The sequence below is a fragment of the Yoonia maritima genome (genome assembly GCF_003003285.1).
GTDB lineage: Bacteria > Pseudomonadota > Alphaproteobacteria > Rhodobacterales > Rhodobacteraceae > Yoonia > Yoonia maritima.
Map to the genome: position 1 here is coordinate 148,933 of NZ_PVTP01000008.1, position 25,379 is coordinate 174,311.

A 25,379-nucleotide genomic window follows, 5' to 3' on the forward strand; every position below is an offset into this window, starting at 1 on the left:
ACATGGCCTTTGCAACACATATCAAAGAGGCACATTTGCTGGCAAAAGGCGTTTTGCCGCATCGCCCGCAGATGCATAACCTTGAAGATCAAAGTCATCTGGATTGTTGGCGAAATGCCCACGGGGTCGATACAGCGCGTGTCGTAAGCGCGTGTGGTTTTGATGACGGTACAGGGCAAACGACGTTGCATCCGACTGGTTTGCAACGTGATTGGACTGCTTTGTGTGGGCAGGTTGAAACGCCAATGCTGGTGTATTTGCACCGCGGCCACCAACCCGACACCCGCTGTCCTATTCTACAAGATTTGCTGCAGACGTTAGACCATCGCGGCGGCGTTCATGCGTTGCGCGTGGAAGATAGGCGTGCGCTTCATGATGCGCTGGAGCTGAGTCGTGCGCTCGCGGTGCGGTTTGGTTTGGTGCTGGTGCTGAACGACCCGACCCGTCGTTTGTGTGCCGAAAGCCCAATGCCCGCGCCGCTACGGTATATGTTGCTAGCCAATGAGCACCGCGCCCACAACCTGCGCGAACGTCAAACTGCGCACAGCATCGCGCCGTATCAAACTGCTACTTCCCCCATTTCACACACAGTTATTTCGGAGATTCATTAATGTCATCTCTTGACGCATCTTCCGCTTCACTATCGGGCATACGCCCGCCGTCGATGGCGCAAGTCCTCTTCAAAATCATGGCGCTTGCTATTCCTTTTGCGCTTGGCGCTGCTGTTACATCCAGCCTTAACCTTGGCAAAGTCGCGCTGTTGTCGCGTGCACCTGGCACGGGCGCATTGCATGAATTATCATTGATGCAGCCAAGCTTTGTTCTGATCCTTGCGATCATGGAAGGCTTAGCGATTACCAACCAAGTGTTCAGCGCAAAATCACGCAACAATTGGCCACGTCGTGGCGTTTTGCGCGCCTCGCGTCGGTTGTCGATCATCGGTGTGGGTGTTTTCGTTGCCCTAGCTACGGTTGGCTATGCCGTCCCGCAGTTCATTGAAATCAACGATCCAGTTTTAGCCCAGACCGCTGAACTTTTCCCACTATTTGTATTATCGATGACCTTGTTTGCAGTCTTTGACATTTATTACGGCGCGATGCGTGGTCAAGGCCGTATCATGTTGGGTCTACTGCCTTTTGCTGCCTTGGTCGTAATCGACTTGGCGGTGACCTATGTGCTGGTGTCCCAATACGGTTGGGGTTTTGAAGCGGTGCTGCTTGGCAATCTTGTCGGCGCTGGTTTGATGTTGCCGGTGATCATGTGGCTGCTCAAGCGTGAAGTCGCTGACGGCGAAGAAAGCCCCGATCAACCGCTTCGGATCCGGATGCGCCAGCTTCAGATCGGTGTTGGTATCCCTGTGTTCAGTTCGCTTGTTGTTGGCTTTATCAGCGCCTCGGTTGCTTTTCCGATTTTGGCTAAGCTGGGACAAGAACACGTATCAGCGTTCTTTGTGATTCTGCGCTACCGCATTGCATTTATGATCCCTGCGATTGCGATTGGATCTGCGATTGCCATTTTGGTGAACCAAGCGGCGGAGGAGGGGGGCGACAAGTCGAGTCTAAGCTTCTTGAGCATTGGCGTGCCTGTGATGTTGGTGCTGTACATTGGTGCCACGCTGGGCCTGTCCCAATGGTCGGGTATTCTGAACTTATTGGTCCCCGTTGATGCGGATGCAGCACTGCGCGGTGCGACGGAAGCGATGTTTAATCTGTTGCTCGTGACGTTCTTCTTGGTGGCTGGCAGCGCGATGCTGCAGGTGATCTTGGAACAATTGGGGCGCGGCGGGCAGGTGTTCGCTATTACAGTCCTGATTGAATTGGGCACGTGCGGTGTTCTGGTTTGGGCGATGCAAGACAATACCACCGTAGAACGTGTTGCGACCGTGTTTAACGGATTTGCATTGGTAGGGTTTGTATTGTTTGGGCTGCAGATGCTGTTGCTGATCCGCAAGCTGAAGATCCAACACGAGGACACCAGCGATGCTGTTTGAGCTTGTGTATCCGGGCCTATGTCTTGCCGAAGGTTTGGGCCGACTGGCAGGGCGTCGCCGCCTTGCTGGCACCCCTTACACATACCGCGCAACGCGGTGCCGGATGAAGCGCCGCGAAATCGATCTGCTGACAAAGGTGTCGCCACAACTTGGCGCACGTGTGGCATTGCGCCGGTTTGAAGCAATGCGCCCGCGTGAGCAGGACGGCAAGCAGATAACAACGCTGAAACGCGCGGCAGGTGTCGATGCTACCTTGGTTGAGAAACGTTTCGGTCCTAAAGACGGGCCACGTATTTTGCTTGTGCACGGGTGGAACGCGACGGGCGACATGATGCACCCGCTTGCCGCTGCGTTGGCTGCGCAAGGTGCACATGTGATCGTACCAGACCTTCCTGGTGAAGGCGCGAACCCAGCGGCTGTACTTAGCTTTACCGAAAAGGCGCGGATCATTGCGGTCTGCTATGCCGATCTGTCGTTTGACGCAATCGTTGGCCATTCAGCCGGAGGGTTGATTGCAGCGCAAGCCATTGAACAAGGGTTGAAATGCCAACGATTGCTGACAGTGTGTTCACCCTTATCAATGGCGACATTGCTGTCCGCCTATTTGATCAAAACCGCAGCACCACTACCAGTTTTCGAAGCGATCCTTGCGTATTACGAACGCCGTGAACGCCGTAACCCGCATCAAGTTGGTGCGGCGTTGTTCAAGTCGATCGCCGGGCGGATCACGATTGTGCATGCCCAAAACGATTGGCAGGTCAAAGTGTCCGAAGGTCATGCGATTGCAGGTCTCTGCGCTACGCAACCTTTCATCTTGGACAAGTGCAACCACCACACGATCCTCGACGATTTACGTTTGCATGACTTTGTGGCCCGCACGGTCATGCCCGCGAAAGCAGGTGCGTTATGCTGAATATTATCGATATCACGATTGCCTACCCTGAGCGGCAAGAAAAATTGACCGATTTGTGCGCTGATCTGGATCTGTCGCGTGATCAGATGCGGATGTTCGACCGGTTCTTCGGCTTTAATCAGTTCAACTGTGATCACGCTGAACCGCTACAAGCTTTAATGGATCGCGCTGCGGCTACCGTTCTTAGGCGCAATCCGACACAGGATGCTGATCTTAGCCATGTTGTGCATTGCCATACGCTGATGGCCACGGGGTTATTCGGGTATGATGATACCGACGTTCTGGGTGGCTTTAAGGCCCGCGGTTGCGAAACGTTTAGCGCCACAATGAACCATTGCGCCACTGGTGTCAGCATGTTGGGTGTATTTGATAAGATGCTTGGCCCGGATGACGTGGGCCTGATCCTGATCGGTGAAAAGGCGTTTCACCCTGCCATTCGCGTGATTGAAAACACGACGGTGATGGGCGAAGCGGCGGCTGCGATTTTGGTTGGACGTCAACCGGGGCCCTACCGGGTAATCGATACGTTCACGCATCACGCCCCGTCGTTCTGGAAGAACACTGGACTGCGGGACGAGAATTATCTGGCTGGTTTTGACACCGCCTATATGAGTTTAGCCTGCGATAGTCTGACAATGGCGATGGACCATTTTGGGCGCAACTACGGTCAAATTCGCAAGCTTTTGCCGCATAACGTCAACGTCCCTTCATGGTGCCAAATCGCCGCTGAAACTGGAATCGCACGCGATAAATTGCAGCTTTCGACAATCGGCGAACGTGGTCACTGCTTCGGCGCCGATCCATTTATTAACCTCACCCACACGGCCAGTGCTGGCGGATTAGATCCAGCAGACGAGGTGCTGTTGTTCAGCATCGGGCTTGGCGCGACGGCGTCTTGCGCACTGCTTCAAGTCGCATGACCGATATCGCTCAATTTGAATTTCAAGGAGACTTAATATGACAAATTTCCACACGATGATATGCGAAAGCCTTCACGATATTGGGCTGGGCCCGAACCGCGTTACACGTGCTGCGGATAATGAAACGCTGTATGGCACCGGCGGTTTGTTGAATTCGATTGAGCTGGTGCAATTTGTCGCCGCCCTGAGCGACCGCAGTGGCGTTGAAGCCTTTGAATTAATGGAGCATTTTCGAGGCGAAGACAGCATATTTGGTTCATTTTCCCGGCTTCAAGCATATTTTGAAGCCCGTGCAGCACAACAAACAATGGCAGGCTGAAAATGGCAAATTTTAGCCTTACAGAAGAGCAGTCAGCGCAATTGCACGATGTTGCAGACCGTGTTGGTACGCCATTCTATTTTTACGATGCAAATGCATTGCGTCAGCGCGTTGCTGATCTTAAGAGCCATCTGCCGGATGTGGATTTTTTCTATTCGCTGAAGGCCAATCCGAACATGTCCGTCGTCAGTACCTTGGTCGGTGCTGGCACTGGCGCAGAGGTGAGTTCGCGTCTCGAGCTGGAAACAGCGTTAGAGGCGGGTGCCGTGCCTGCGCGTTTATTGATGGTTGGCCCCGGTAAATCAGAGACAGATCTGGAACGAGCGGTCCAGCTTGGGATCAAAGCGATAGTCGTGGAATCCTTGGATGAATTGGATCAAATCGACCGGATCGCGGCGGTTAAGGGGCGTGTACAAAGCGTTGCATTGCGCATTAACCCTGATTTCCAAGTCCATGGCGCCCGTCTCGCGATGAGCGGTCGCGCCACTCAATTTGGCATCGACCAATCTGCGATGTTGAATGCTGTGGACCGCGCAGAATCTCTACCGCATCTGCGTCTTGCCGGGCTGCACATCTATATGGGTACACGTATTCTGCAGACCAAAACACTTTATGAGAACACCCGCCAAATCCTGAACTTGGCGCATGTTCTTATCGGCAAATTGGCAGAGCCTTTGGACTTTGTTGATGTCGGCGGCGGGTTTGGCGTGCCGTATTTTGAAGACGAAGCGGCCCTTGATCTTGCCAATGTTGGTGATGCGTTGCGCCCGCTGATAAAGTCGTTTTTGGACAAAAACCTGAAAACACGTGTTGCGATTGAATTGGGTCGTTACATGGTGGCTGAGGCTGGTTTATTTGTGACCAAAGTTGCGCAAGTGAAGATGTCCAAGAACGAGCAATTTGCGGTGTGTGATGGTGGATCGAACCTTCACACGGCGGCTGCGGGTCAGGGATTTATTCGGCGCAACTTTCCATTCACGCTGCTTCCTGCGACGCCGCGCGCGTTGGGCGAGCTCGGCATTTGCACGATGACTGGGCCGCTTTGCACGCCGATGGATGTAATTTTGTCCGCTGTTGACGTGGTGGACCCTGTTGCAGGCGATTTGGTGTGTATTCACCAATCTGGGGCTTATGGTCCATCGGCGTCGCCGGTGAATTTCTTGGGCTTTGGTGGCCCTGCAGAGGTCATGGCTGATGGTGATCAGTTGACAGTCGCACAAGCTGCACCGGCATGGCAGGATCGTCTTGCAGCACAACGTCCAAAACCTGTGCGTCCGGCTAAATTGCCAAACGATGCGCCTTTGCCAGAGCCATTTAATCACGAGGTCTTGCACCGGATAACGCCTCTGAAGGGTCTGTTCGAAAAGGTTGGTACTGCGTTAGAAAACGATCCGGAGGCCTGGACGACGTTGTGGGACGACACAACGGTACGAGCGTTGACGACGATTGGCGTGCCTGACAGCCACAACGGTTTCAGTCTTGCGGAGACAGATCTGGGTATTAGTGACTGCAGCCACGCCTTGCATGTTGCTGTTATTGAACGGCTGGCCCAGTTCGACCCAAGCTGCATTCTTGCATTGCCGGGGCCCTCGTTGTCGGGTGGAGCTGTTTTGGCAGCCGGAAGCGATGACCAAATCGACCGCTTTTTCAATGCTTACAGGTCAGGCCCACAGGGTACGTTTTTCGCCGTAACAGAGCCTGAAGTCGGATCCGACGCATCCAAAGGCACGACGATTGTGACCACAAATTCTGACGGGCGTATGGTGCTGAATGGCACGAAAATGCTTGTCGGTGGCGTGGCACGTGCCAAGATCGGTTTGGTTTTTGCGCAAATGGAAAACACGGGTGCGGCGGTGTTGGTGATGCTTTCGCCGCAAGACCATAGTGACTGCCTCACGATCACGCGCTTGCCTGCGTCAGGTCTGGCGGGGGCTGATCTGTGTCATGTCGAGATGCGCGATGTGCCTATTACACCTGATATGTTGATCGGAGCACGTACCCCTGGTGCCACTACTTTACGTGACGGTTTCATGGCGATTAACGGTGTGTTTGAACGTAATCGCCCCGTTGTTGCAGCGCTCGCGCTTGGCAATGCCGCGGGCATGTTAGATCGGTTGGAAATGGCCGGTCATGCGACTGCATTTGCAGGTATGCGCAGGCGGTATGCCAGTTTGCTTGGGCGGCTAGCGCTTGTGCTTGAGGATCAGGCACGCGGTCGCCCACGCAGTCACCGCATTAGCGAAATCAAACACCAAGCGATTGCATTCTCAGATGATCTGGTGCGCCGAATTCCACTGCAAGCCGCAACAACCATGTTCACTGATCCGCGGCTCCGCCGGAAAATGCGCGACGCCAAGGCGTTTGAATACATGGAAGGTACGTCAAACATACACCTGTTGAATGCGTTCCGCAGTTTTGCATCCGAGGTGCCAGCATGAGCGTTCATTTCGATCTAACGCACCTTGTGTCGGGTGATTTCGAATGTCTCGAGCCAGCTGATCCTGCTTGGTTGGATCAAGAAGAGTATTGGGAAGATTTTAACGCGCGATTCTTCAATTCGAACGGGCGTGTTTATGACACCGCACGCGATAGCAATGTGAAAACTTGGTTAACTGCACCTGACCGCGCGCCGTTTTCCACGATGGCAGAGCAGTTGATTGATGACCTATCTGGCCGCGTTGATCTGACGGATGTGGATCTGGTTTTGCTTGCACATTGGATGCCAGATTTGCACCTCGGGACGTCTGTGACGAATTTTGCCCAACATAAGCTTGGCATCGATAACGGTTTGGGTTTTGCGGTGTCAGATCGCGGCCCGTCCGCCCCATTGTTCGCCATTGATATGGCTGCCCGCTATCTGGAAAAGGGCAAGCGCAAGGCGTTGGTGATGACGATGGACCAAAAGCATCTGCTGTACCGGACGCCTCTGGTTGATGAACTGCAACCACGCAATGCCGGTGCGATCCTGTTGCTTGAGGCAGATGGCGCGGGCGGCATGCAATATGGTGGATACACCCGCGCTGCAAATGTGCCGGAGGCCGAAGTCGTAGGCCATATTGCGCAGGTTTGCAGTGACGCAGGATTGGACCGAAAGGACGTGACGGTCATCGCTGCGCCTGACGTCGTGTCGTTAGTCGCTGACGGCGGGCCTGCGGCACCTTACGAGATGGATCGTTTATGTGCAGGCCCGTTTGCTGCGCTCGCAGACATGCAGGCCTTTGCAGATTCGGTCCTGCTGATCACATATTACAACGGTGAATTGGTGACGGTATTGTTGCAACTCGCCTCTGCATCGGAGGCCTGCGCATGAGACTGGCTGGCTTAGCAACACATATCCCAACGGGACGCATCGCCGCTGAAACGATTATTGCGGCGGCTGGTGGAACACGTGCGGAGGCGCAGGTGTTTTGCCGGATGTTCGACATGACACATGTGTCTGCAGTGCCTGAAGGTGAAACGCTGATGCCGCAGCTTTCGGGCATTCTTGATGATCTTAATTGCGACCAAGATGTGAGCGTTCCTGATGCTTTGATCCATGTCCATGGACAGCCTTTGCAAGTGCCTAATGGCGTTGCGTCGCCGATCCAGCCATTGCGTCAAAGTCATCCGTTTCTCGCCAATGTGCAGCGGTGTTATGACGTCGATCAGCACAATTGCAGCGGCATGTTCTGGGCGCTTGATCTGGCGCGCACGTTGCTGGGGACGGGGCTTGCGACATCTGTGCTTATCCTTGGTGGCGATAGCCATATAGGTCTGCCGGTGCGCGATCGTTATGTGCCGGGCTGTACGTTGATGGGGGATGCATTCTGCGGGATTGTAGTCGATTTGGATCAGGCCGGGCCGCAGTTTGGCAAGATTGCGTTGCATACGCATCCTGAGTTTGCGAGCGGCAGGGCAGGGACCACAGCACAGATGGGCGCGTTTTTCGCAGCACATAGCGACATGGTGGCGCGGGCGTTGGAAGACGTGAATTTCGGTTGGTCGGGTAAGGGGGCATTGCTGCCCCACAACGTCAATCGCATGGCATGGAGCAGTTTTGCCCGCAGTTATAATGTTGCCGCGTCGCGCATCCGATTGGATTTGCTGCCTGATGTCGGCCATTGCTACGTGTGCGACCCTTTTTTGCTGCTCGCTGCTGAACGTGAACGCGATCCGCATTTGCGTGGTGCGCCGACTCTTTTATCGGTGGGAATGGGCGGCTACGTCGGCGCCGCTGGTATCGTGCCCGCCGCCAAAATTATCGAAAAATCAGAAAACATAAAAAAGGAGGCGGCACCATGTATGCAACTTCTGGATTACTGACCCAGTTCCTCGTCGATGCAGCTGCGCGCGCGCCTGACGATAGGGCTGTCGTGGACGCGCAGATGGAATTGACCTATGGCGCGTTGGCGAAAGCCGCCGGAGCTGTTGCCGACACGCTAGCATCCTTGGGTGTGCAGCCTGGCGACCGTGTTATCCTGGCGGTTCCAAATTCAATTACGTTTTGTGCGGCCTATTGGGGGATTTTGGCGGTCGGCGCTGTGGCGGTTCCGCTGAACCCCGGCACGAAAGTTGACAAGCTTGCGTTCATCTTGACCGATTGCGAACCAACTGCCGTGATCGCGGATGACGAGGTTTTGGAGATTCTGAAACGTGCACAGGGGCAATCTGGCCTGCATATGCCTGTTGTGACGCGCACAAGCGTGACAGATCTGATCCAGCCCATGCAGGGCAGTTCCGATTTGCGCAACCCGCCTGTCTTGGATCAAGATCTTGCGACGATTATCTATACCTCTGGATCGACTGGTCAGCCCAAGGGCGTGATGCTGTCCCATTTGAACATGACGTCAGCGGCGCGATCTGTGGCGCAATATTTGGGATACCGCGCGGACGATCATATCTTTTGTGCAGTACCAATGACATTTGACTACGGACTGCATCAGATAACGATGGCGGCGCTGACGGGCGCATCAGTTCAAGCGGAGCCAAGTTTTACGCAACCGTTTTTCGCGCTCAAACAGCTTGCAGCGAGTAAAGCGACAGTGCTGCCGTTGGTGCCGACGATGGTACCGCTGATTGCCCCTGTCGCGGATCGGTTCGACCTGTCGCGTGTGCGGCTCGTGTCATCGACGGCTGCGGCGTTTTTCCCCGAACTAATCGATGATGTTCAACGGATGATGCCCGATGCAACTGTCTTTTCGATGTACGGCCTGACCGAATGTCACCGCTGCACCTATTTACCGCCGGCAGAATTGGGGCGGCGCAAAACATCCGTGGGGATCGCGATCCCGAACACGGAAATGTGGGTGGTTGATGCGGCAGGTGTCCACCATCGCCATTCCGCCACTGGTGAACTGGTGATCCGCGGTAGCACCGTGATGAAAGGCTACTGGAAGAACCCAGAAGCCACAGAAAAATGCCTTAAACCGGGTCCGTTTCCAGGCGAACGCGTGTTGCACACCGGCGATACATGTCGATTGGACGCAGAAGGTTTCCTATTTTTTGTTGGCCGATCCGACGACATTTTGAAGATCGGGGGCGAAAAAGTAGCGCCTTCAGAAGTCGAAGCGGCACTGATCGCACATGATCAGGTGCAAGAGGTCTGCGTTTTGGGTGCGCCGCATCCGGTGCACGGGCAAGTTTGCATCGCGCATGCGGTGTACGATGGTCCGCCAGAGACACTTGTCGCCTGGTGCCGCACCCAGCTCGATGCCCATGCGGTACCATTCAAGGTGATGGTCTATGACGCCTTGCCTCGGACCCAAAACGGCAAAGTGGACCGCGCAATTTTGCAGAACAATTTCACCAATGCACACAGCAAAAAAACAGCGAAGCAAACCGTAAGCTGACCTTGAAAGGACTGTCCCATGTCAACACAAATTGAAGCACAAGTTATTGTTTCCATTGTAGAACTTCTGGAAATGGAAGACAGCAGTGCGATTACCCTTGCAACCAAGATCGAAGGTGATCTGGGGATCGACAGCGGTCTGTTGCTAGAGCTGTTCATGATGCTTGAAGAGAACGTCGCGAATCTTGAAATCGACCCGGCAGAACTACGGCCCGAGGAATTCGAGACAGTGGGTAGTTTTGCAAAGATGATCGCAACATGTGTCAAAGGCACAGTTGCGGCATGACCATGGCAGCCACAACATTTGCGTCGGATCCACGCAGCATGTTGCAAAGTATTCATGCCGGATTTTCTGGTGTGGATACGCCAGCATATCGCACCGCAGTCGGTGATCTAAGCTTTGCGAAATTGCATGACGCTTCGGCGGCTTTAGCGGAACGCCTGATGACGATGGATGCCGGCCAAAACCGGCATCCTGTTCTGATTTGGGGTCACAAAGATCTGCCATATATGGTGGCATATTGGGCCTGCCTTTTGGCTGGCATGCCATTGGTTCCGGTTGAACCCGAGACACCCGTTGATCGGCTGTGTCAGATCGCAGAGGTCTGTCAGGCGGACATCATTTTAGACGCCACTATTGATGCGCCCTTTATCGACATTCTATCTGTTCCCGGTCTACCGGTGCTGGACATTGACGTGAATGCGGTCCCGCTTGCATCTGTCACTGTGCCTGACTTTGCGGCGGATGACGTTGCATATATCATGTTTTCATCAGGCACCTTGGGGCAACCGAAAGGGATTCAGGTTACCTATACGAACCTTGCCGATTTTGTGGATTGGTTGCCCGAATTGCTGCCTGAAACAGATCATGCGGGTGTTACCGGCAACATTCGCCATTGCTTTGATGTGTCGTTATTTGAACTTTGGATGTCGTGGACCCGGCGCGCGCCGATCACTGCTTTGGATCACGCGGATTTTGCCAATTCGACCGGCTATATCGCGCGGCTGGCCAATGATGGAGTGACCCTATCGGTATCCACCCCGTCAATTACCCGCCTGCTTTTGAAGAACAAGCGCTACAATGGTGATGTGCTGCCCCAGATGCGGGCATTTGTGTTTTGCGGCGAACCGCTGACCAAAGCCATTGTCGCTGAATTGTTTACCCGTTTTCCGGGGTGCCGTGTCGTGAACACCTACGGGCCAACGGAATGCACGGTCGCTGTCACATCTGTTGATATCACGGCCGCACATCTGACTGCCGAGGAGGACATACCCATCGGCACACCGCGTCATGGTGTCATGGTCTATACCGCGAATGATACGTCATGTGGCGAGATGATGATCGCGGGGAAGTGTGTTGCGAAGGGCTATTTTGGTCTACCAGAAAAGCAAGCCCACGCATTTCCTTTTACACAAACCTATCGGTCTGGTGACTGGGCTGCGGTGGATGCGCAGGGCCAATGGACGTTCCAAGGCCGGATGGATCGCGAAGTTAAAATCCAAGGTGTGCGCATCGATCTAAACGACATCGAGGCACATATCCGCAAGCAAGAAGGTGTCGAAGACGTTGTTGTCGAACCCTACATGCTACGCGGCGAACCACGGGCGCTGAATGCCTTTGTCATCGGTGACGCCAGTGACGAAACGCTGGCAAGTTTGGCGCAAACACTTGCGTCTGAATTGCCGCCCTATTTGGTCCCTCGGTTTTGGTACAGCGGGTTTGTCACTGTGTTGAACAACAATTCCAAAATTGACCGCTCGCATTTGCACGACGCAGTAAAGACCGCGGCCTTTAAACACGTCCACACTGCCTGATCGGTTTGTGTGGATTCCAGATTGCACAAAGAGGTTATTATGACTGTTCAAACCCTTCCTGTCTTCGATGCGAGTTCTGAATTTTATCAAAATATCGGCTTGCTGAAAGTCGCTGAAATGGCAATGCGCAAGCACGGCGATGCCGTCGTGATCCGCGCCAGCGATGTGCGCGACATGGTTCTGCTGACCAGCACTGAAGCCGTCAGGTATTGGAAAAGCCACCAAGGACATTTTCTGACCGAAATGGGTGAAATTGCCAGCAACGCGGCGATTACCCAGATCATTTTGGGGGACGCGTTAGAGCAACCTGAAAACGCCGCCCTTTGGGACAGCACCCGCAAGGCATTGGGCGTGGTGAACCGTAACTGGGAAAAGTGGTCAGAGCGATCTTTGGTGACGGCGACAAACAAGCTGTTAGCGGATATCGCGTCTGCCGGACCCTCGGTTGATCTGCGAGGATTGTGTAGCATTTGGTCGGTTCGTGCTCTTGTGCCTACGTTGTTTGGCGAAAGCCTGCCTGACGTTGAGATGCGCGAAGGTTTGATGCAGATCGAACAATTCTACTACGCCATGAGCACACAGGACGCGGACGAAACCAAAGTGCCTTCTGACATGCCTGAATTCACCGCTGCTCGCGATTTTCTGGATCGGGCTACTGGGCTTGCGATGGATAATATCAAACCTGGCGATGAAACCGTGATTGCGCTCGCGCTTGCGGCACTTCCTGAAGATACGCCGCGCAATATGAAGATCGATTGCTTGCGCCCGACACTAGGGCGGTGGTTGCTTGAAAAGTTGAACATCGATGGTCTGGCTTTGCTTTGGGCGCTGACCCATATCGCACAGGATGAAACATTAGGTGACGATATGCGTGCCGAGCTGCAAGACACAGATCCGTTCGTGACCCATGATCTGGACACGCCGCTGTCGTTTTCTGTCGTGCAAGAATGTCTGCGGATGTACCCTGAATTGCCGTTTATTTACCGCATCACCAGCCAGCCTGTCGAACTGTTTGGTCATCAAATTCCCGAACGCACGACCGTCGTTTTCGCGCCATGGTTGGTGCAACGTGATCCGCGGTATTGGGACAAGCCGAATAGTTTCGATGGGAAACGTTTCCTCACACCCAATGAGGACAAAAGCGCGTATCTGCCATTTGGTATTGGACCGCGTGTGCGCACGCGTACCTCATTCTTGCAGCACCAATTGTCTGTCGCTGTCCGTGCTGTGATGCAAAATTTCAATGTGCAACTGGCTGCTGATGCTAAGCGCGGCAATATCCGACCCATTCTACGGTCGACGCTTGCGCCACGCGGCGAAGTATCCGTCAGCTTTACTGAGCACAGCGAAACTGACGTCCCTCAAAAAATGACCTCAACCGTCTGAGTTCACAGGAGCACACCAATGACATTTGATCTGACTAACGACATCCGGGCTCAGTTTGAGACCCGGCCCCATCAGCCTGCCTTGCATACGGGCGGCACAACATGGACGTTTGCGGAATTAGCAGCGCGCGTGCAGGGTATATTAGATTATATGCCGAAGCTTGCGGCGGACCGCCCGTTAATGGTTGCAGGGCATAAAGAGGCCGATGCGGTGGCCGCAATGCTGGCATGTATGTTCGCTGGTCGTCCGTTTGTGTTTCTAGATCGGTCCAATCCGCCTAGTCGCGGACAAAGGATCATTGCACTTGCAGATGCGACTGACGTGCTATGTGCGGGGACCCCGCCTGCGTTGCCGGACAGTACCGTGCATCTGTTGGACGCGATTCAAAGCCGTCCATTTGATGGGGTAGGGTGTGTCGAGGTGCCTGATGAGGCGCTTTTATACCTTATCTTTACGTCTGGTAGCACGGGCGAACCAAAGGGCGTGCCTGTTTCGCGCGGGAATTTCAGCGCTTTTGACGGGTGGTATCGCCCGATGTTGTCGAACCTTTCAGCGCGAGATCTTGATCAGACCCGGCGCGGCCATGTGAATCACGCAAGCCTCGCGTTTGATATGGGTATGCTGGATACTTGGCCTGTGCTTGGGCTTGGGCGTCCGGTGATCATGCTGGATCATGCACATAATACGATGCCGTTTATGAATCTTGCTGTGTTGAAAGGGCTGGACAATTTGCGCGCATCGTCGTGGTTTTCAACTCCTTCATTACTTCAGCTCATGTGTACTGATCGTAAGTTTAACGCCGAAACCCTACCCGAGTTACGGTGTTTCTTTGTCGGCGGCGAAGTCGTGCAACGCGTTCTTGTCGAAGAGATCGTCCGACGTTTTCCTGATGCAGAAATTCGGCATGCCTACGGGCCGTCGGAAGTGACCTGCATGTCCCATGTGCATGTCCTGTCCCAGTCTGATTTAAACACAAAGGGGCTGCTGCCGCTTGGGCCGGTTCGCGCCCCGAATACGATGCGGATTGTAGGTGAAGACGGCCATGACGTGCCGGTTGGCGAAGCGGGCGAAGTCGAACTTCATGGTCCGCAAGTCGTCGCCGGATATATCCCCCACGATCATCCGTCCAATCGCGCATTTGTCCGCTTTCAAGGTCAGCCTGCATATCGCACCGGTGATTTTGGCAAACTTGATGCGCAAGGACAGCTGACTCTATTGGGCCGTATTGACCGTCAAGTGAAATGGAATGGCAACCGTATCGAGCTGGACGAAATCGACCGGGCCGCGTCCGAGATTTCAGGTGTTCAAAAGGCCGCATGTTTACCGGTGAAATCGGACGGGCGCGTCGTGAACATCGTACTGTTTTGCCAGCTTGATGACGGTGTGACGATGTCGCTTAAGGCGCTGTCGCAAGCGTTAGTCACCCGGCTACCACAGGCGATGGTGCCGCGCGATATACACCTGATTGATCATCTGCCGGTGACTGTGAACGGGAAATTGGATTCGCAGGCCTTACTGGCGGCACATGAAGACGCGTTTCTTACAGATGTGTAAATTGGTCCACGTCCAACTTTACGAAATGACTTAAATTATTGTTTTTATTATAATTTTTATATGTCCTCGATTACGTATCAGGTCGCGAACAAAGCCAAACATTTTGTAACTTTAACTCAGTTACTTGCACTTCCGTCAGAATCGGAGCCGCCATGGCCCAGAATAGCTCTTTAGAAGACAAACTACGTTCGCTGTCGATTGATCGTTCAGACACGATCGTTGAACTTGCGACGAACCACAAATCACGCCCGCCGCGCAAGGCAATTCCGTGGTCGGCGATTACGGTTATTTTAGTTTTAGCTGGGATAGCGGGCACGTACTTTTTTGAACAAAAGGCAGGCGCGGTGACCGCTTGGGTTGCGACGTTTGTGCAACCGGAAACACCCCAGATCACTCCCAGCGATCAGACGTCAACTGAGGGCGATGTGCAAGACGTCTCACCTTTGCAAGCGGTGGCTGTGGCACCGCGCCAGCGTGAACCGCAGATTGTAGGGTCTGGTCATGTGATCGCGTTACACGAACTGTCCGTCGGCGCTGAAATTGAAGGCCGGGTGCAGCAGATCGCTGTTGAGACCGGCCAGCAGGTTCGAAAGGGTGACATTCTGGTGCGGCTTGACGATAGTAATGCGCGGCTTTCCCATGATGTTGCGCGTGCCAATCAGGCCGTCGCCAAAGCCCAATTAGATCAAGCTATAGCCGCCGCAGCACAGGCTGCCGCACCTGTCGTGCGTTTGCGCCCACTGGTTGAACGCGGTGCTGCGAGTCCGGCACAGCTTGAGGACGCAGAACTGTCGCAGATGCAGTTGGAGCAATCTGTTGAAGTGGCACGCCGTCAGTTCACATTGGCCAAGCTTCAGACCGAACAAGCGAGCGCGGTATTGACGCTACACACGATCCGCGCGCCGTTTGATGCAGTGGTCGTGGATCCTGCTGTCGTGCCGGGGCAGTTGATTGCCCAGATGGGTCAAGGCGCACCGGATGATACGGTTTTGCTGACCCTCGTTGATACATCATCGCTGTTTGTCGATGTCGATGTCGCAGAACGCAACGTGGCCCAAGTGCAGGTGGATACGCTCGCCGAGGTGCGGCTGGACGCCTTTGCTGACCGCCATTTGAACGCCTACGTCTATGCGATCGACCCACGTGCATCACGCGAAAAAGGGACCGTCACGGTCCGCTTGAAACTGGAACCTGCGGACCATGAGGGGATCCTCGTCAATATGGCCGCAAAAGTGACTTTTACCCAAGGTCGCGAAATCGAACTATCCGCCTTGGATTAATGCAGGAGCTATTAAAATGACCATATCTAACAACAGCACGATCGAACTCAGAGGCGTCAGCAAAAGCTACCAACGTGGCAAATCGAAGGTGCCGATCTTTGATGAACTGACAATGACAATCGAGGATGGCGATTTCGTCGCGATCATGGGTCCATCAGGGTCCGGAAAGTCGACAATCCTAAACCTGATCGGTGGCATCGATACGATTGACGCAGGTGCGATTTCTGTTGGGGGAACTGTGTTGGGGAACATGAACGAAAGCGCTTTGACACGTTGGCGGTCAAATCACGTTGGCTTCGTTTTTCAGTTTTACAACCTGATGCCGATGCTAAGCGCCGCGGAGAACGTTGAGTTACCGCTTTTGCTGACTTCGCTTAGCCGGTCGGAACGCAAGAAACGGGTTGAAACGATACTTGAGATTGTGGGCCTGACCGAACGTGCCAGGCATTTGCCGTCAGAACTGTCGGGTGGGCAACAACAGCGTGTTGGGATCGCGCGGGCGGTTGCCGCCGATCCACAGATTCTGCTGTGCGACGAGCCGACAGGGGATCTGGACCGCAAATCGGCCAATGAAATCCTTGAACTGCTGCAACTGCTTAACACCAAGCTGAACAAGACCATCATCATGGTGACACATGATGAAAGCTCGACCGCTTACGCCAAACGCACGCTGTTCTTGGACAAGGGTCGCTTTATCCAGCAGGAGATGAACCAATGCGCGTAGGATCAACTATGTTGGTGCGCCAGAACCTGACGCGCAAACTCAGTCGAAGTATTTTATTGGTGATCTGTATCGGGATTGCGTTCTTTGTATTCGGCGTACTGTCCAGTTTCCGGGCTGGTTTTGAGGGGAGCGAAGCGAATTCAGAGCGGCTTGTCGTTGCGTCCAAAATTGGCGGAAATGAAACGCTGCCTTTGCGGTACTTCCAGCAGCTCGGTGGCATGGATGAGATCGCGGAAGTCACGCATGTGACCCGGTTGCGGGCCCATACCGCAGGTAATGAACGCAATATCATTGGTGCAAATGCTGTCGATGCGCAAAGCTATGCGAGCGTTTACGCCGACACCTACGATTTCAACGCAGAGATCATGCAGGCGTTTCAAGCAGATCGCACGGCGACGTTGGTCGGACGTCAGTTGGCTGAACGTGAAGGCTGGGCGGTTGGTGATCGTGTTAACTTGACGAGCTTCGTGCACATGACCCAAGACGCGAGCCGCGATTGGAGTTTTGTCATCGCGGGCCTTTTGGACGGCGCGGAGCCAACGGTCGACACCAACTTTCTGATCGTCCGTTACGACTATTTCAACGCGGCCCTTCTGCGCAATCAAGATCAGGTGAACCTTTTCGGGATCAAACCTGCGGTTGGCACTGACATTAACGTCCTGGCTGAAACCATCGACATGACGTTTGCCAATTCGACAGCTCAGACGCGGACGCAAAGTGAGACTGCGTTTATGTCCGCTTTCTTGGAACAATTCGCAGATGTGGCCTTGATCGTGAAACTGATCGTGTCCGTGTCCTTTGGGACGATTTTGTTGATTGTTGCGAACACGATGATTTTTGCGATCCGCGAACGCACGCTTGAAATTGGCGTTCTCAAGGTGCTCGGGTTTTCGGGAAGCAGCATCATGCGCATCATTCTGACCGAAACATTGGTGTTATTCGCCGCCGGCCTGGCGCTTGGTTTTGCGCTTACAGCAGCTGTGATCCCGGTCTTGGGCGATGCACTGAGTAGCGTTGTTCCTGACCTCTATTTGACACCAAAGGTCGTCGCGACATCCGTCGGATTGGCCGTTGTTTTCGCAGTCCTCACTGGGTTCTTGCCCGCCATCAAAGCATTGCGCCTACCGGTTGCAACTGCGCTAAATCATAGGTGATCTCAATGACACGTTTATTGCGCCAATCCATTACTCTTTCCGCCGCGAATATCAAATCGCTTCACAGACGTGCATGGATTTCGATGTCTATGATCCTGTCAGTCGCACTTGTTGTTGTGGTTCTGTTGGGGTTCTTGTCGATGGCGAATGGGTTTCGCAAAACCCTTGATGCAACCGGAGCCGAGGACGTCGTGATGATCACCAGTCGCGGGTCGTTTGGCGAAGCGATGAGCCGCCTCACCACAAACCAAACCCACCAGATCGAAGAGGGGCCAGGCCTTTTGCGCAGTGCAAGCGGCGATCCCGTCCTGTCTGCCGAACTACTTGTTCCTGTTGATGCCCTGACAATGGCCGACGGACAGACGGCAACGTTATCGCTGCGCGGTGTTGGCCCAAACGCAATGGCGCTGCGCGAGAACCTGACGATTGTGGCTGGAAAAATGTTCACGGCCGGGAGTGGCGAGATCATCGTCGGTCAACGGTTGTCTACAAAATACCGTAACATGCAAATCGGTGACACGATTACATTTGGCCGGTCTGAGTGGACTGTTGTTGGTCATTTCAGGGCAAACGGTAGCGTGTTTGAATCTGAAATGATGGCAGACCGCGGTGTGGTTCAGACGTTGTTTGAACGTCAAAATGAAGTGCAGAGCATTCGCGCCCAGCTTGCCGGTGTTTCAGATTTTGAAGTGTTCCGTGCCTATGTCGAAGACGAATTGGACATGGGGTTATCTGCGCGTACCGAAAAAGAATATTTTGCGGCCCAAGCGACTAATGTGAGCCGGATCATTGTTTTCCTTGGTTGGCCGCTTGCGCTTGTCATGGCGATTGGCGCCGCCGTCGGCGCGATGACAACGATGTATAGTTCAGTATCGGATCGTCTGACTGAAATCGCAACGGTGCGTGCCATCGGTTTTTCACGGACTGCGGCCTTTATCGGGACGCTTTTTGAAGCCATCGTGCTGACCTTGATTGGTTGCGTGATCGGTGTGGCGATTGCCAAATTCGGGCTAGAAGGCTTTTCTGCGTCCACACGTGGCGGCGCGAATACGCAGCTCGCGTTTCAACTAATGCTTTCGGTGCCGATTGTGGTGCAGGCGACCGTGCTTGCGTTGTTTGTCGGATTGGTGGGCGGCGGTTTGCCTGCTTACCGCGCAACCCGCGTGCCGTTGCGTAGCGCCATGACTGGCCGGAGCTAAGGGACCATGACCACCAGCGCAGAAAATCGTGATCAACAAAACGTGGTTGTCATTGGTGCGGGCATTGCCGGACTTATGGCGGCTGCAGCAGTGGCCCCGCACGTGGATCACGTTACGCTGGTTGAACAAGACGACCTGCATCATGCGCCCCTCGTGCCCCGTCGCAGGGTGCCGCAGGGGGCGCATGTTCATGCGTTGCTGGACAGTGGGCGTGGCGTTCTTGATCGGCTGCTACCGGGCTTCATCGAAGACGCGGTGGCAGCCGGAAGTCTCAGTTTGGCGGTTCGGTCACGGTGGCGCAGCTTTGATGGACATCGCTGGGCGCTGCCCCATGACACGGGTCCGGTGATCCTGTCGCAAAGCCGTGTTCATCTCGAATTTTTGATCCGCCAACGTGTCATTGCGTTGACAAATGTTCAGATCAAATGCGCAAAGGTGTATGGGCTGGTTGAAGGACAGGGCGTGCGTTTGACCGGTGTACAAATTGCAACGGACAGCAATGCCCTATCGCAACTACCGGCATCATGGGTGATTGATGCGTCAGGACGGGCCGGTCAGACGACGAAATGGCTGCATGATCTGGGCTATGACTCGTTGTCAGAGACGGTTGCTTCACCTGATGTTCGCTACGCCAGCATGATTTTAGACCGGGCCGATACTGATAATGCCCCTTGTGCATGGCTGCAACTTGCGCAGGCACCGACGACACGTGGGCTGGTTCTTGCGCCGATTGAAGGTGGACGTTGGATTGCAACGATTACCGACAGGTTTGGTGCCGCAGTTCCGAAAACTGCAGAAGCGTTCTTGCAGGCGTTGATGGGTGATTTTGACCCGAAATATCGCCAGATTTGTGAAGATATAGCGCCTATTGGTGACGTCAGCCGGTTTCATATCGGGACAGTGCGTTTGCGTGACTTTGAAAGTGCGCGTTTGCCCAGTGGGTTTCTACCGATTGGTGATGCTGTTGCGACGTTTAACCCACTGCATGCCCAAGGCATGAGTGTCGCAGCATTGCAGGCCGAGGCGTTGGGGGATGTATTTGCTGACAATTCCCGTCGTGATGGGCAGATTTTGCAAGATACTTATTTATCCCAAGCCTTAGCAATTTCGCGTAATGCGTGGCAGATCGGCCGTGCCGTCGACATGTCATATCCGAACTTCCAAGCTGATGCGGATCCCGATGCCCGCCGGCAGGCCCTTGCGTTAGGCGCGGCTTTTGCTGCGGCAACGGTGCGGCCCGATATGGCCCGCCAAGTTGATCGTACCTTGCATATGCTTGACCCTTTTTCAGCCCTTACAGAACCGCTGGCGACTGCCGGTTAAATATACGTTTTGACAGGAGACCACCCTATGAAACTGCTGACAACTGCCCCGCCATCCGTGCGTTTTGAACCCGGCGCTTATTTAAATGCTGTCCGGGATTTGGCGCGATGGAACGAAACTGTGGGCGTCGAAGGGATGCTGATTTACACGGACAATAGCCTGATCGATCCATGGACCGTTGCACAGGTCGTTTTGGAAAGCACCAAAGATTTTGTGCCTCTGGTCGCGGTGCAGCCTGTCTACATGTCACCCTACGCCGCTGCATGTAAAATCGCGTCGTTGGCGTTTTTGTACCAACGTAAAATTGCGCTCAACATGGTGGCAGGTGGGTTCAAGAAAGACTTAGAAAAGCTTGGCGATGATACTGACCATGACCCGCGCTATGACCGTTTGATCGAATATACTTTGATCATGAAGGCATTGCTGCGCGGTGAGTCCGTGACATTTGACGGTGCGTATTATCAGGTCAAAAACCTCAAACTAGACCCTATTTTGTCACCTGATTTGATGCCAGATATCTACCTGTCAGGCGCGTCTGATGCCTGCATTACAGCCGCCGCGACACTAGAGGCGACCCGGTTTAGTTATACCAAACCCCCTGCTGATTTGGCGGTCAAGGCGCCGCTTCCCGGAGCCGGACAACTGGGGCTGCGTTTTGGGATTATCGCACGCGAAACGGCTGCTGAGGCGTGGCAAGTTGCGCGTAATCGGTTCCCATCTGACCGGCGCGGACAGATGGCGCATAAGATGGCGCGCAGCACCTCAGATTCGATCTGGCATCAGGAAATCGCGGCCATGGCCGATGACTTGCATGATGCCCGCGACGGAGCGTATTGGCTGTACCCAATCAAAAACTACCGCACATTTTGCCCTTATCTTGTCGGGACTTACGAAGAGGTTGGTGAATATATCACCCAATATGCGGCCCTCGGGTTTCGTGATTTGATCCTCGACGTCCCGGAATCCGAAGACGATTTGGCCCATGCCATGCGCGCGGTTCGACACAGTCCCGCGACGGCAAACATGCTTTCGCACGCTGTTTGAAGAAAGCCACAATGATGTTCAAACGTACTATTTTCGACGCCCATCATCTGGAATTGAAAGACCAAGTTTCGGGATTCTTGGACAGCCAGGTTGTCCCGTTTCACGACCATTGGGCGGCGCAACAAGCCACACCGCGCGACATTTGGCACCAGGCAGGGGAAAATGGCCTTTTGTGCCGCACGATCCCGGCCGAATATGGCGGTCACGGCGGCGACTTTCTGGAAAGTGTTGTCGTCATCGAAGCGCTGGCGGATCGCCGAATTTCAGGTATTTTGACTTGTTTACAAAGCGATATCGTTGCCCCGTTTATTCTAAAACTCGGCAGTGAAGCGCAAAGAAAACGCTGGTTGCCGGATTTCACATGTGGCGCAACGTTGGGTGCGATTGCTATGACAGAACCACAGGGGGGCAGCGACATCTCCGCCCTGACCACGACCGCGACTAGCCACGGCAATAGTTTCGTTCTGAACGGTACAAAAACGCACATTTCTAACGGATCTGAGGCGGATGTTATCATTGTCGCAGCCCGATCTGATGATCCAGGTGCAGCGAATGCGCAGCCTGCGATTAGCCTTGTGATGGCCGAAACCGAACGTCAAGGCACCCACCGACACGCGATTTCAAAGGCCGGGATGCCTGCGTTGAATACGGGGCAGATTACATATGAAAATTGCGTGGTTCCAGAAACGAATTTGCTTGGCGCAAAGGGCATGGGTTTTATCTACTTGATGACGTTTTTGGGGATAGAGCGCCTTGTTTTGGCGATATATGCACAAGCGTTTGCTGAACGATTGTTATACGATCTGATTGCTGATTGTGACGGGCGGCCAACTGCCGAAGGTACGGTTCTCGATTATCAAAATACCCGGTTTTCCTTGGCTGATCTGTATAGTTCCTGCGCTGTTAATCGTGCGTTCATTGATCAGTGTATCGTGGCAGCGAATGCAGGACATCCAGATCCGAAATCGGCCTGTATGGCAAAGCTTCGCGCGACCGAAACATTGCGCCAGATTGCAGCGCTGGGTGTTCAGTTCCGTGGCGCTGCGGGGATCAGTGGCGATAGCGGCCAGCAGGCGATGCAGGACATGTCAGATAGCGCCGTGCAATCCGTGTGGGGCGGCACCAGTGAGATCATGCTGGATGTTATCGGGCGTGGATTGGCAAGCGTGTTATGACCCTTTCACCTTGCACAGTGCATGTCTGGCATGTGAATCTGGATAGCGACGCATCGCCTGAGCTTACCGTTTTGTCCGCAACAGAAATGAACGTCGCACAGGATATTCAATGTGTTGAGGCACGAGAATTGTATCTGCTCACGCATGTGCGTTTACGTCAGATACTGGGCAATTGGATGCAATTTGATCCGTCAGATGTGGCCTTTGATACTGGTTGGAACGGCAAGCCAAGAATTAAAGGAGCGGCTGGACCATCGTTCTCGATTAGCCATTCGGGCCGCCGCGCGGTGATTGCCGTCACGCATACGGCCCCTGTTGGCATCGACATCGAACTGCAACGTGACCGCAAGCTTGATCGTAAGACCGGCCAGCGATTTTTTGCACCAGACGAAGCCGCTGCGTTAAAACCGTTGTCAGATCAGGAGCATCACCACACATTTACACGACTTTGGACCTTTAAAGAGGCTTTTATCAAGGCGACCGGCGAGGGGCTCGCACGCAAGTTGAACAGTTTTGAAGTCGACATCAGCCAACCATCAGATGTGCGCTGCACATCGCACCCCGGATGGAACCTTCGCGAAATCGAAATGCCATTGGGTTATTATGCTGCGATTGCCGTTAACACGCATCGACCTGTTACAATTGCCACTTACAATGCCACAACAGTTTTGGATCGATCTGTTGCTGCATAGGGCGATAAGAAACACGAAAACCTTGACAACACATATCGTTATGGTTGTTCTTAATGGATCAGCATGTGATATAGTTTTCGTCGATTTTAAGTTGTGTGAATACCGAATGAGTGGCCCACCGCACCGGCCTAAGACCTGACTGGAGTAAGAAATGATATTCTTCCCTCTCCCATTTCTCACCGCATTTTTCTTGATCTATATCTTGTTGCATTTGTCCCGCTATGTTGGTCGAGGCCTTCCCACTTTGGTTTTGATCACTATCGCGGCCTACGCGCTGCAGTCGGTTCTTCTGGGGCTTCATTGGGGACTTGGCACCATCCCGCCCAATGTCATTATCTCGTTCGCAAATATCCTGCCGCCGCTCACATGGCTTGCGTTGAACCAAATGGCCGGACGGATCGACTACAAAAAGCGTTTGTTGGTAGTGGCTGGTATCGTGCTGCTGCTGGTGGCGTTGAATACTGCATTTGCCCTAGGGTACACTAGCCAGTTGGATCTGATCGCGATTGCAAATTACACCATATTTGGAGCGCATTTGATGTGGCTAGGATCGCGGCGGGACCTTGATTGGTTCTCAAGTCGCCCTTTGAACGCAATCCTTCCAATACAACGGGCATTTCTGATCGCGGCTACGTTGTTGATCATTTCGGCCTGCGTCGATGCGTTGGTAATGGCCGATATCCAAATGAACGACAGCCAAATCTCATCCGCCTTGATCGGGTATTCGAACTTAACACTGTTAGTAATTTTGAGCTTCGTGTTTCTGCGCTCGGGCACGAATACATCGTTCAAAGCAACAAGTGCGCGCGTCGTGGCCCCGGTCTCTGACGACCAAATCAGCGCCCAAGATATTCTGGACCGTCTCGACGCTGAGATGTCTGAAAATCACCTGTATCGGAGCGAAAGCCTGACGCTTGACCAGATTGCACGCCGCATTCGCATCCCGTACCGTCAGGTATCCGTCGCGGTGAATTCTGTGCGTGCGATGAATATCCCTCAATATGTGAATAGTTTTCGGATCCAAGATGCCTGTCGCATTCTGGAGGAAACCGATACGCCAGTAACCGAGATTGTGTTTGAGGTCGGGTTCACGACGAAGTCTAATTTCAACCGTGAATTCCACAGGGTCACGGGGTTTACGCCAAGCGCATGGCGCGCGCGTGCACGCAGCAGGAATGTTCCGCAACGTGCACCGCAAGCGACTGGAAAATCGGGGAAAAAGAACCATTTCCATTCTGATCAAACCGCCTAGAAAGCCTGCGCCAAACGGATCAATTCCTTTCATAGGACGTCTTAAAACCTGAATCAGGTCGTTTGAACAAGCGGGAAAGCCCAAGTTGATTTCAGAGGATTTCTGAAAGGAACTGACCATGGAACCGAAAACTAAACGTCTTTTTGCCTATGCGAGTGCGGCGATCATTGTGCTCAGTACAGCCCCCAATCTGTTGCAGGCTGAACAGCACCAGAACGTCACGCTGTCTGGAAACGTGCAAACGATCAAATTGCGCGGTGCAGGCACCGCATTGCAGTTGCACACGACGCAGCCCGGCACCAACCAAATCAACGTGACCGCAGAGGATAACATCGGCTGTTCCTTTGCGACGCGCGTATCGCAAGAAGGCGATGTTTTGTTGATTGAGGTCGTCAAAGAAGGGTTCCGTTTTGGCCCTTGGTGCGATCCAGACCTCGCGATTGCAATGCCTGCTGGGCTTGGACTCGACATCGGTTTGGAAAATCTGGCTGCGAACATCCAAGGCGCGTTTGGCGATATCACTATTCGGTCCGAAAATTCGGTGATCCAGTTTGATGGCCGTGCCGATCATTTTGCGATGACGGGCCGAAAGGCTGCGCTTGACCTAAACTTCGCAGCTGAAATGTCACGCGATGACGTTCAAATCAACGTGGATGTTGTCCTGTCCGACATCGACTTTTCTGGCGCATAACTCGTCAGTGATTTCTCCCTGACTGGTGTGCACGATACCTGAACCGCGACTCTTGTTGGTGTCAGGGTAGGAGTGTCATCGCAATTCCTCCAACATCTTTTCGCAGAATACCTCTGCTGGC

At 53.8% G+C, this 25,379-nt stretch carries 23 protein-coding genes; all 23 read left to right on the forward strand.

The window, feature by feature from the left end; translation table 11 throughout:
* Nucleotides 1-2: 2 nt before the first annotated feature.
* Nucleotides 3-611 (forward strand): hypothetical protein, encoded by a 609-nt coding sequence (locus CLV80_RS12635; RefSeq protein ID WP_106358300.1) that lies wholly within the window; start codon nt 3-5, stop codon nt 609-611.
* Nucleotides 611-1,990, forward strand: a complete 1,380-nt coding sequence (locus CLV80_RS12640) for a hypothetical protein (protein WP_106358301.1) — start codon at nt 611-613, stop codon at nt 1,988-1,990. Before CLV80_RS12635 ends, CLV80_RS12640 begins: the two co-directional genes overlap by 1 nt.
* Entirely contained in the window at nt 1,980-2,903 is a 924-nt protein-coding gene (locus tag CLV80_RS12645) for an alpha/beta fold hydrolase (RefSeq protein WP_106358302.1), read from the forward strand. The genes CLV80_RS12640 and CLV80_RS12645 overlap by 11 nt, the downstream gene beginning before the upstream one ends.
* Nucleotides 2,897-3,823, forward strand: a complete 927-nt coding sequence (locus CLV80_RS12650) for a 3-oxoacyl-[acyl-carrier-protein] synthase III C-terminal domain-containing protein (RefSeq protein WP_106358303.1) — start codon at nt 2,897-2,899, stop codon at nt 3,821-3,823. The genes CLV80_RS12645 and CLV80_RS12650 overlap by 7 nt, the downstream gene beginning before the upstream one ends.
* Before the next feature lie 37 nt (nt 3,824-3,860).
* On the forward strand, nt 3,861-4,142 hold the full coding sequence (locus CLV80_RS12655; RefSeq protein ID WP_106358304.1) for a hypothetical protein: 282 nt from the start codon (nt 3,861-3,863) through the stop codon (nt 4,140-4,142).
* A 2-nt stretch (nt 4,143-4,144) separates the two neighbouring features.
* Nucleotides 4,145-6,580 carry an acyl-CoA dehydrogenase family protein gene (locus CLV80_RS12660; RefSeq protein ID WP_106358305.1) on the forward strand — a complete coding sequence of 812 codons (2,436 nt, stop codon included), beginning with the start codon at nt 4,145-4,147 and terminating at the stop codon, nt 6,578-6,580.
* On the forward strand, nt 6,577-7,452 hold the full coding sequence (locus tag CLV80_RS12665) for a beta-ketoacyl-[acyl-carrier-protein] synthase family protein (protein WP_106358306.1): 876 nt from the start codon (nt 6,577-6,579) through the stop codon (nt 7,450-7,452). The genes CLV80_RS12660 and CLV80_RS12665 overlap by 4 nt, the downstream gene beginning before the upstream one ends.
* Nucleotides 7,449-8,444, forward strand: a complete 996-nt coding sequence (locus CLV80_RS12670) for a beta-ketoacyl-[acyl-carrier-protein] synthase family protein (RefSeq protein ID WP_106358307.1) — start codon at nt 7,449-7,451, stop codon at nt 8,442-8,444. Before CLV80_RS12665 ends, CLV80_RS12670 begins: the two co-directional genes overlap by 4 nt.
* Entirely contained in the window at nt 8,420-9,970 is a 1,551-nt protein-coding gene (locus tag CLV80_RS12675) for a class I adenylate-forming enzyme family protein (RefSeq protein ID WP_106358308.1), read from the forward strand. Before CLV80_RS12670 ends, CLV80_RS12675 begins: the two co-directional genes overlap by 25 nt.
* Before the next feature lie 18 nt (nt 9,971-9,988).
* Nucleotides 9,989-10,255 (forward strand): phosphopantetheine-binding protein, encoded by a 267-nt coding sequence (locus CLV80_RS12680; RefSeq protein WP_106358309.1) that lies wholly within the window; start codon nt 9,989-9,991, stop codon nt 10,253-10,255.
* 2 nt (nt 10,256-10,257) lie between these two features.
* Nucleotides 10,258-11,784, forward strand: a complete 1,527-nt coding sequence (locus CLV80_RS12685; protein WP_243394556.1) for an AMP-binding protein — start codon at nt 10,258-10,260, stop codon at nt 11,782-11,784.
* A gap of 39 nt (nt 11,785-11,823) precedes the next feature.
* Nucleotides 11,824-13,170: a cytochrome P450 gene (locus tag CLV80_RS12690; RefSeq protein ID WP_106358311.1), complete on the forward strand. Its 1,347-nt coding sequence runs from the start codon at nt 11,824-11,826 to the stop codon at nt 13,168-13,170.
* Between the two features lie 18 nt (nt 13,171-13,188).
* Nucleotides 13,189-14,724, forward strand: a complete 1,536-nt coding sequence (locus CLV80_RS12695; RefSeq protein ID WP_106358312.1) for an AMP-binding protein — start codon at nt 13,189-13,191, stop codon at nt 14,722-14,724.
* Between the two features lie 152 nt (nt 14,725-14,876).
* Nucleotides 14,877-16,004 (forward strand): efflux RND transporter periplasmic adaptor subunit, encoded by a 1,128-nt coding sequence (locus tag CLV80_RS12700; RefSeq protein WP_106358313.1) that lies wholly within the window; start codon nt 14,877-14,879, stop codon nt 16,002-16,004.
* A 16-nt stretch (nt 16,005-16,020) separates the two neighbouring features.
* A complete protein-coding gene (locus tag CLV80_RS12705) occupies nt 16,021-16,728 on the forward strand; it encodes an ABC transporter ATP-binding protein (protein WP_106358314.1) in 708 nt (235 codons plus the stop codon).
* Entirely contained in the window at nt 16,719-17,882 is a 1,164-nt protein-coding gene (locus CLV80_RS12710; protein ID WP_106358315.1) for an ABC transporter permease, read from the forward strand. Before CLV80_RS12705 ends, CLV80_RS12710 begins: the two co-directional genes overlap by 10 nt.
* Nucleotides 17,883-17,887: 5 nt before the next feature.
* Nucleotides 17,888-19,081, forward strand: a complete 1,194-nt coding sequence (locus tag CLV80_RS12715; protein ID WP_106358316.1) for an ABC transporter permease — start codon at nt 17,888-17,890, stop codon at nt 19,079-19,081.
* A 6-nt stretch (nt 19,082-19,087) separates the two neighbouring features.
* Nucleotides 19,088-20,404 (forward strand): FAD-dependent oxidoreductase, encoded by a 1,317-nt coding sequence (locus tag CLV80_RS12720; RefSeq protein ID WP_106358317.1) that lies wholly within the window; start codon nt 19,088-19,090, stop codon nt 20,402-20,404.
* A gap of 27 nt (nt 20,405-20,431) precedes the next feature.
* On the forward strand, nt 20,432-21,448 hold the full coding sequence (locus tag CLV80_RS12725) for an LLM class flavin-dependent oxidoreductase (RefSeq protein ID WP_106358318.1): 1,017 nt from the start codon (nt 20,432-20,434) through the stop codon (nt 21,446-21,448).
* Between the two features lie 11 nt (nt 21,449-21,459).
* Complete coding sequence (locus CLV80_RS12730) at nt 21,460-22,623, forward strand: acyl-CoA dehydrogenase family protein (protein WP_243394557.1); 1,164 nt, start codon at nt 21,460-21,462, stop codon at nt 22,621-22,623.
* On the forward strand, nt 22,620-23,315 hold the full coding sequence (locus CLV80_RS12735; RefSeq protein WP_106358319.1) for a 4'-phosphopantetheinyl transferase family protein: 696 nt from the start codon (nt 22,620-22,622) through the stop codon (nt 23,313-23,315). Before CLV80_RS12730 ends, CLV80_RS12735 begins: the two co-directional genes overlap by 4 nt.
* A 151-nt stretch (nt 23,316-23,466) precedes the next feature.
* Nucleotides 23,467-24,567, forward strand: coding sequence for a helix-turn-helix domain-containing protein (locus CLV80_RS12740; RefSeq protein WP_106358320.1), 1,101 nt, complete (start codon nt 23,467-23,469; stop codon nt 24,565-24,567).
* Between the two features lie 118 nt (nt 24,568-24,685).
* Nucleotides 24,686-25,258: a hypothetical protein gene (locus tag CLV80_RS12745; protein ID WP_106358321.1), complete on the forward strand. Its 573-nt coding sequence runs from the start codon at nt 24,686-24,688 to the stop codon at nt 25,256-25,258.
* Nucleotides 25,259-25,379 lie beyond the last annotated feature (121 nt).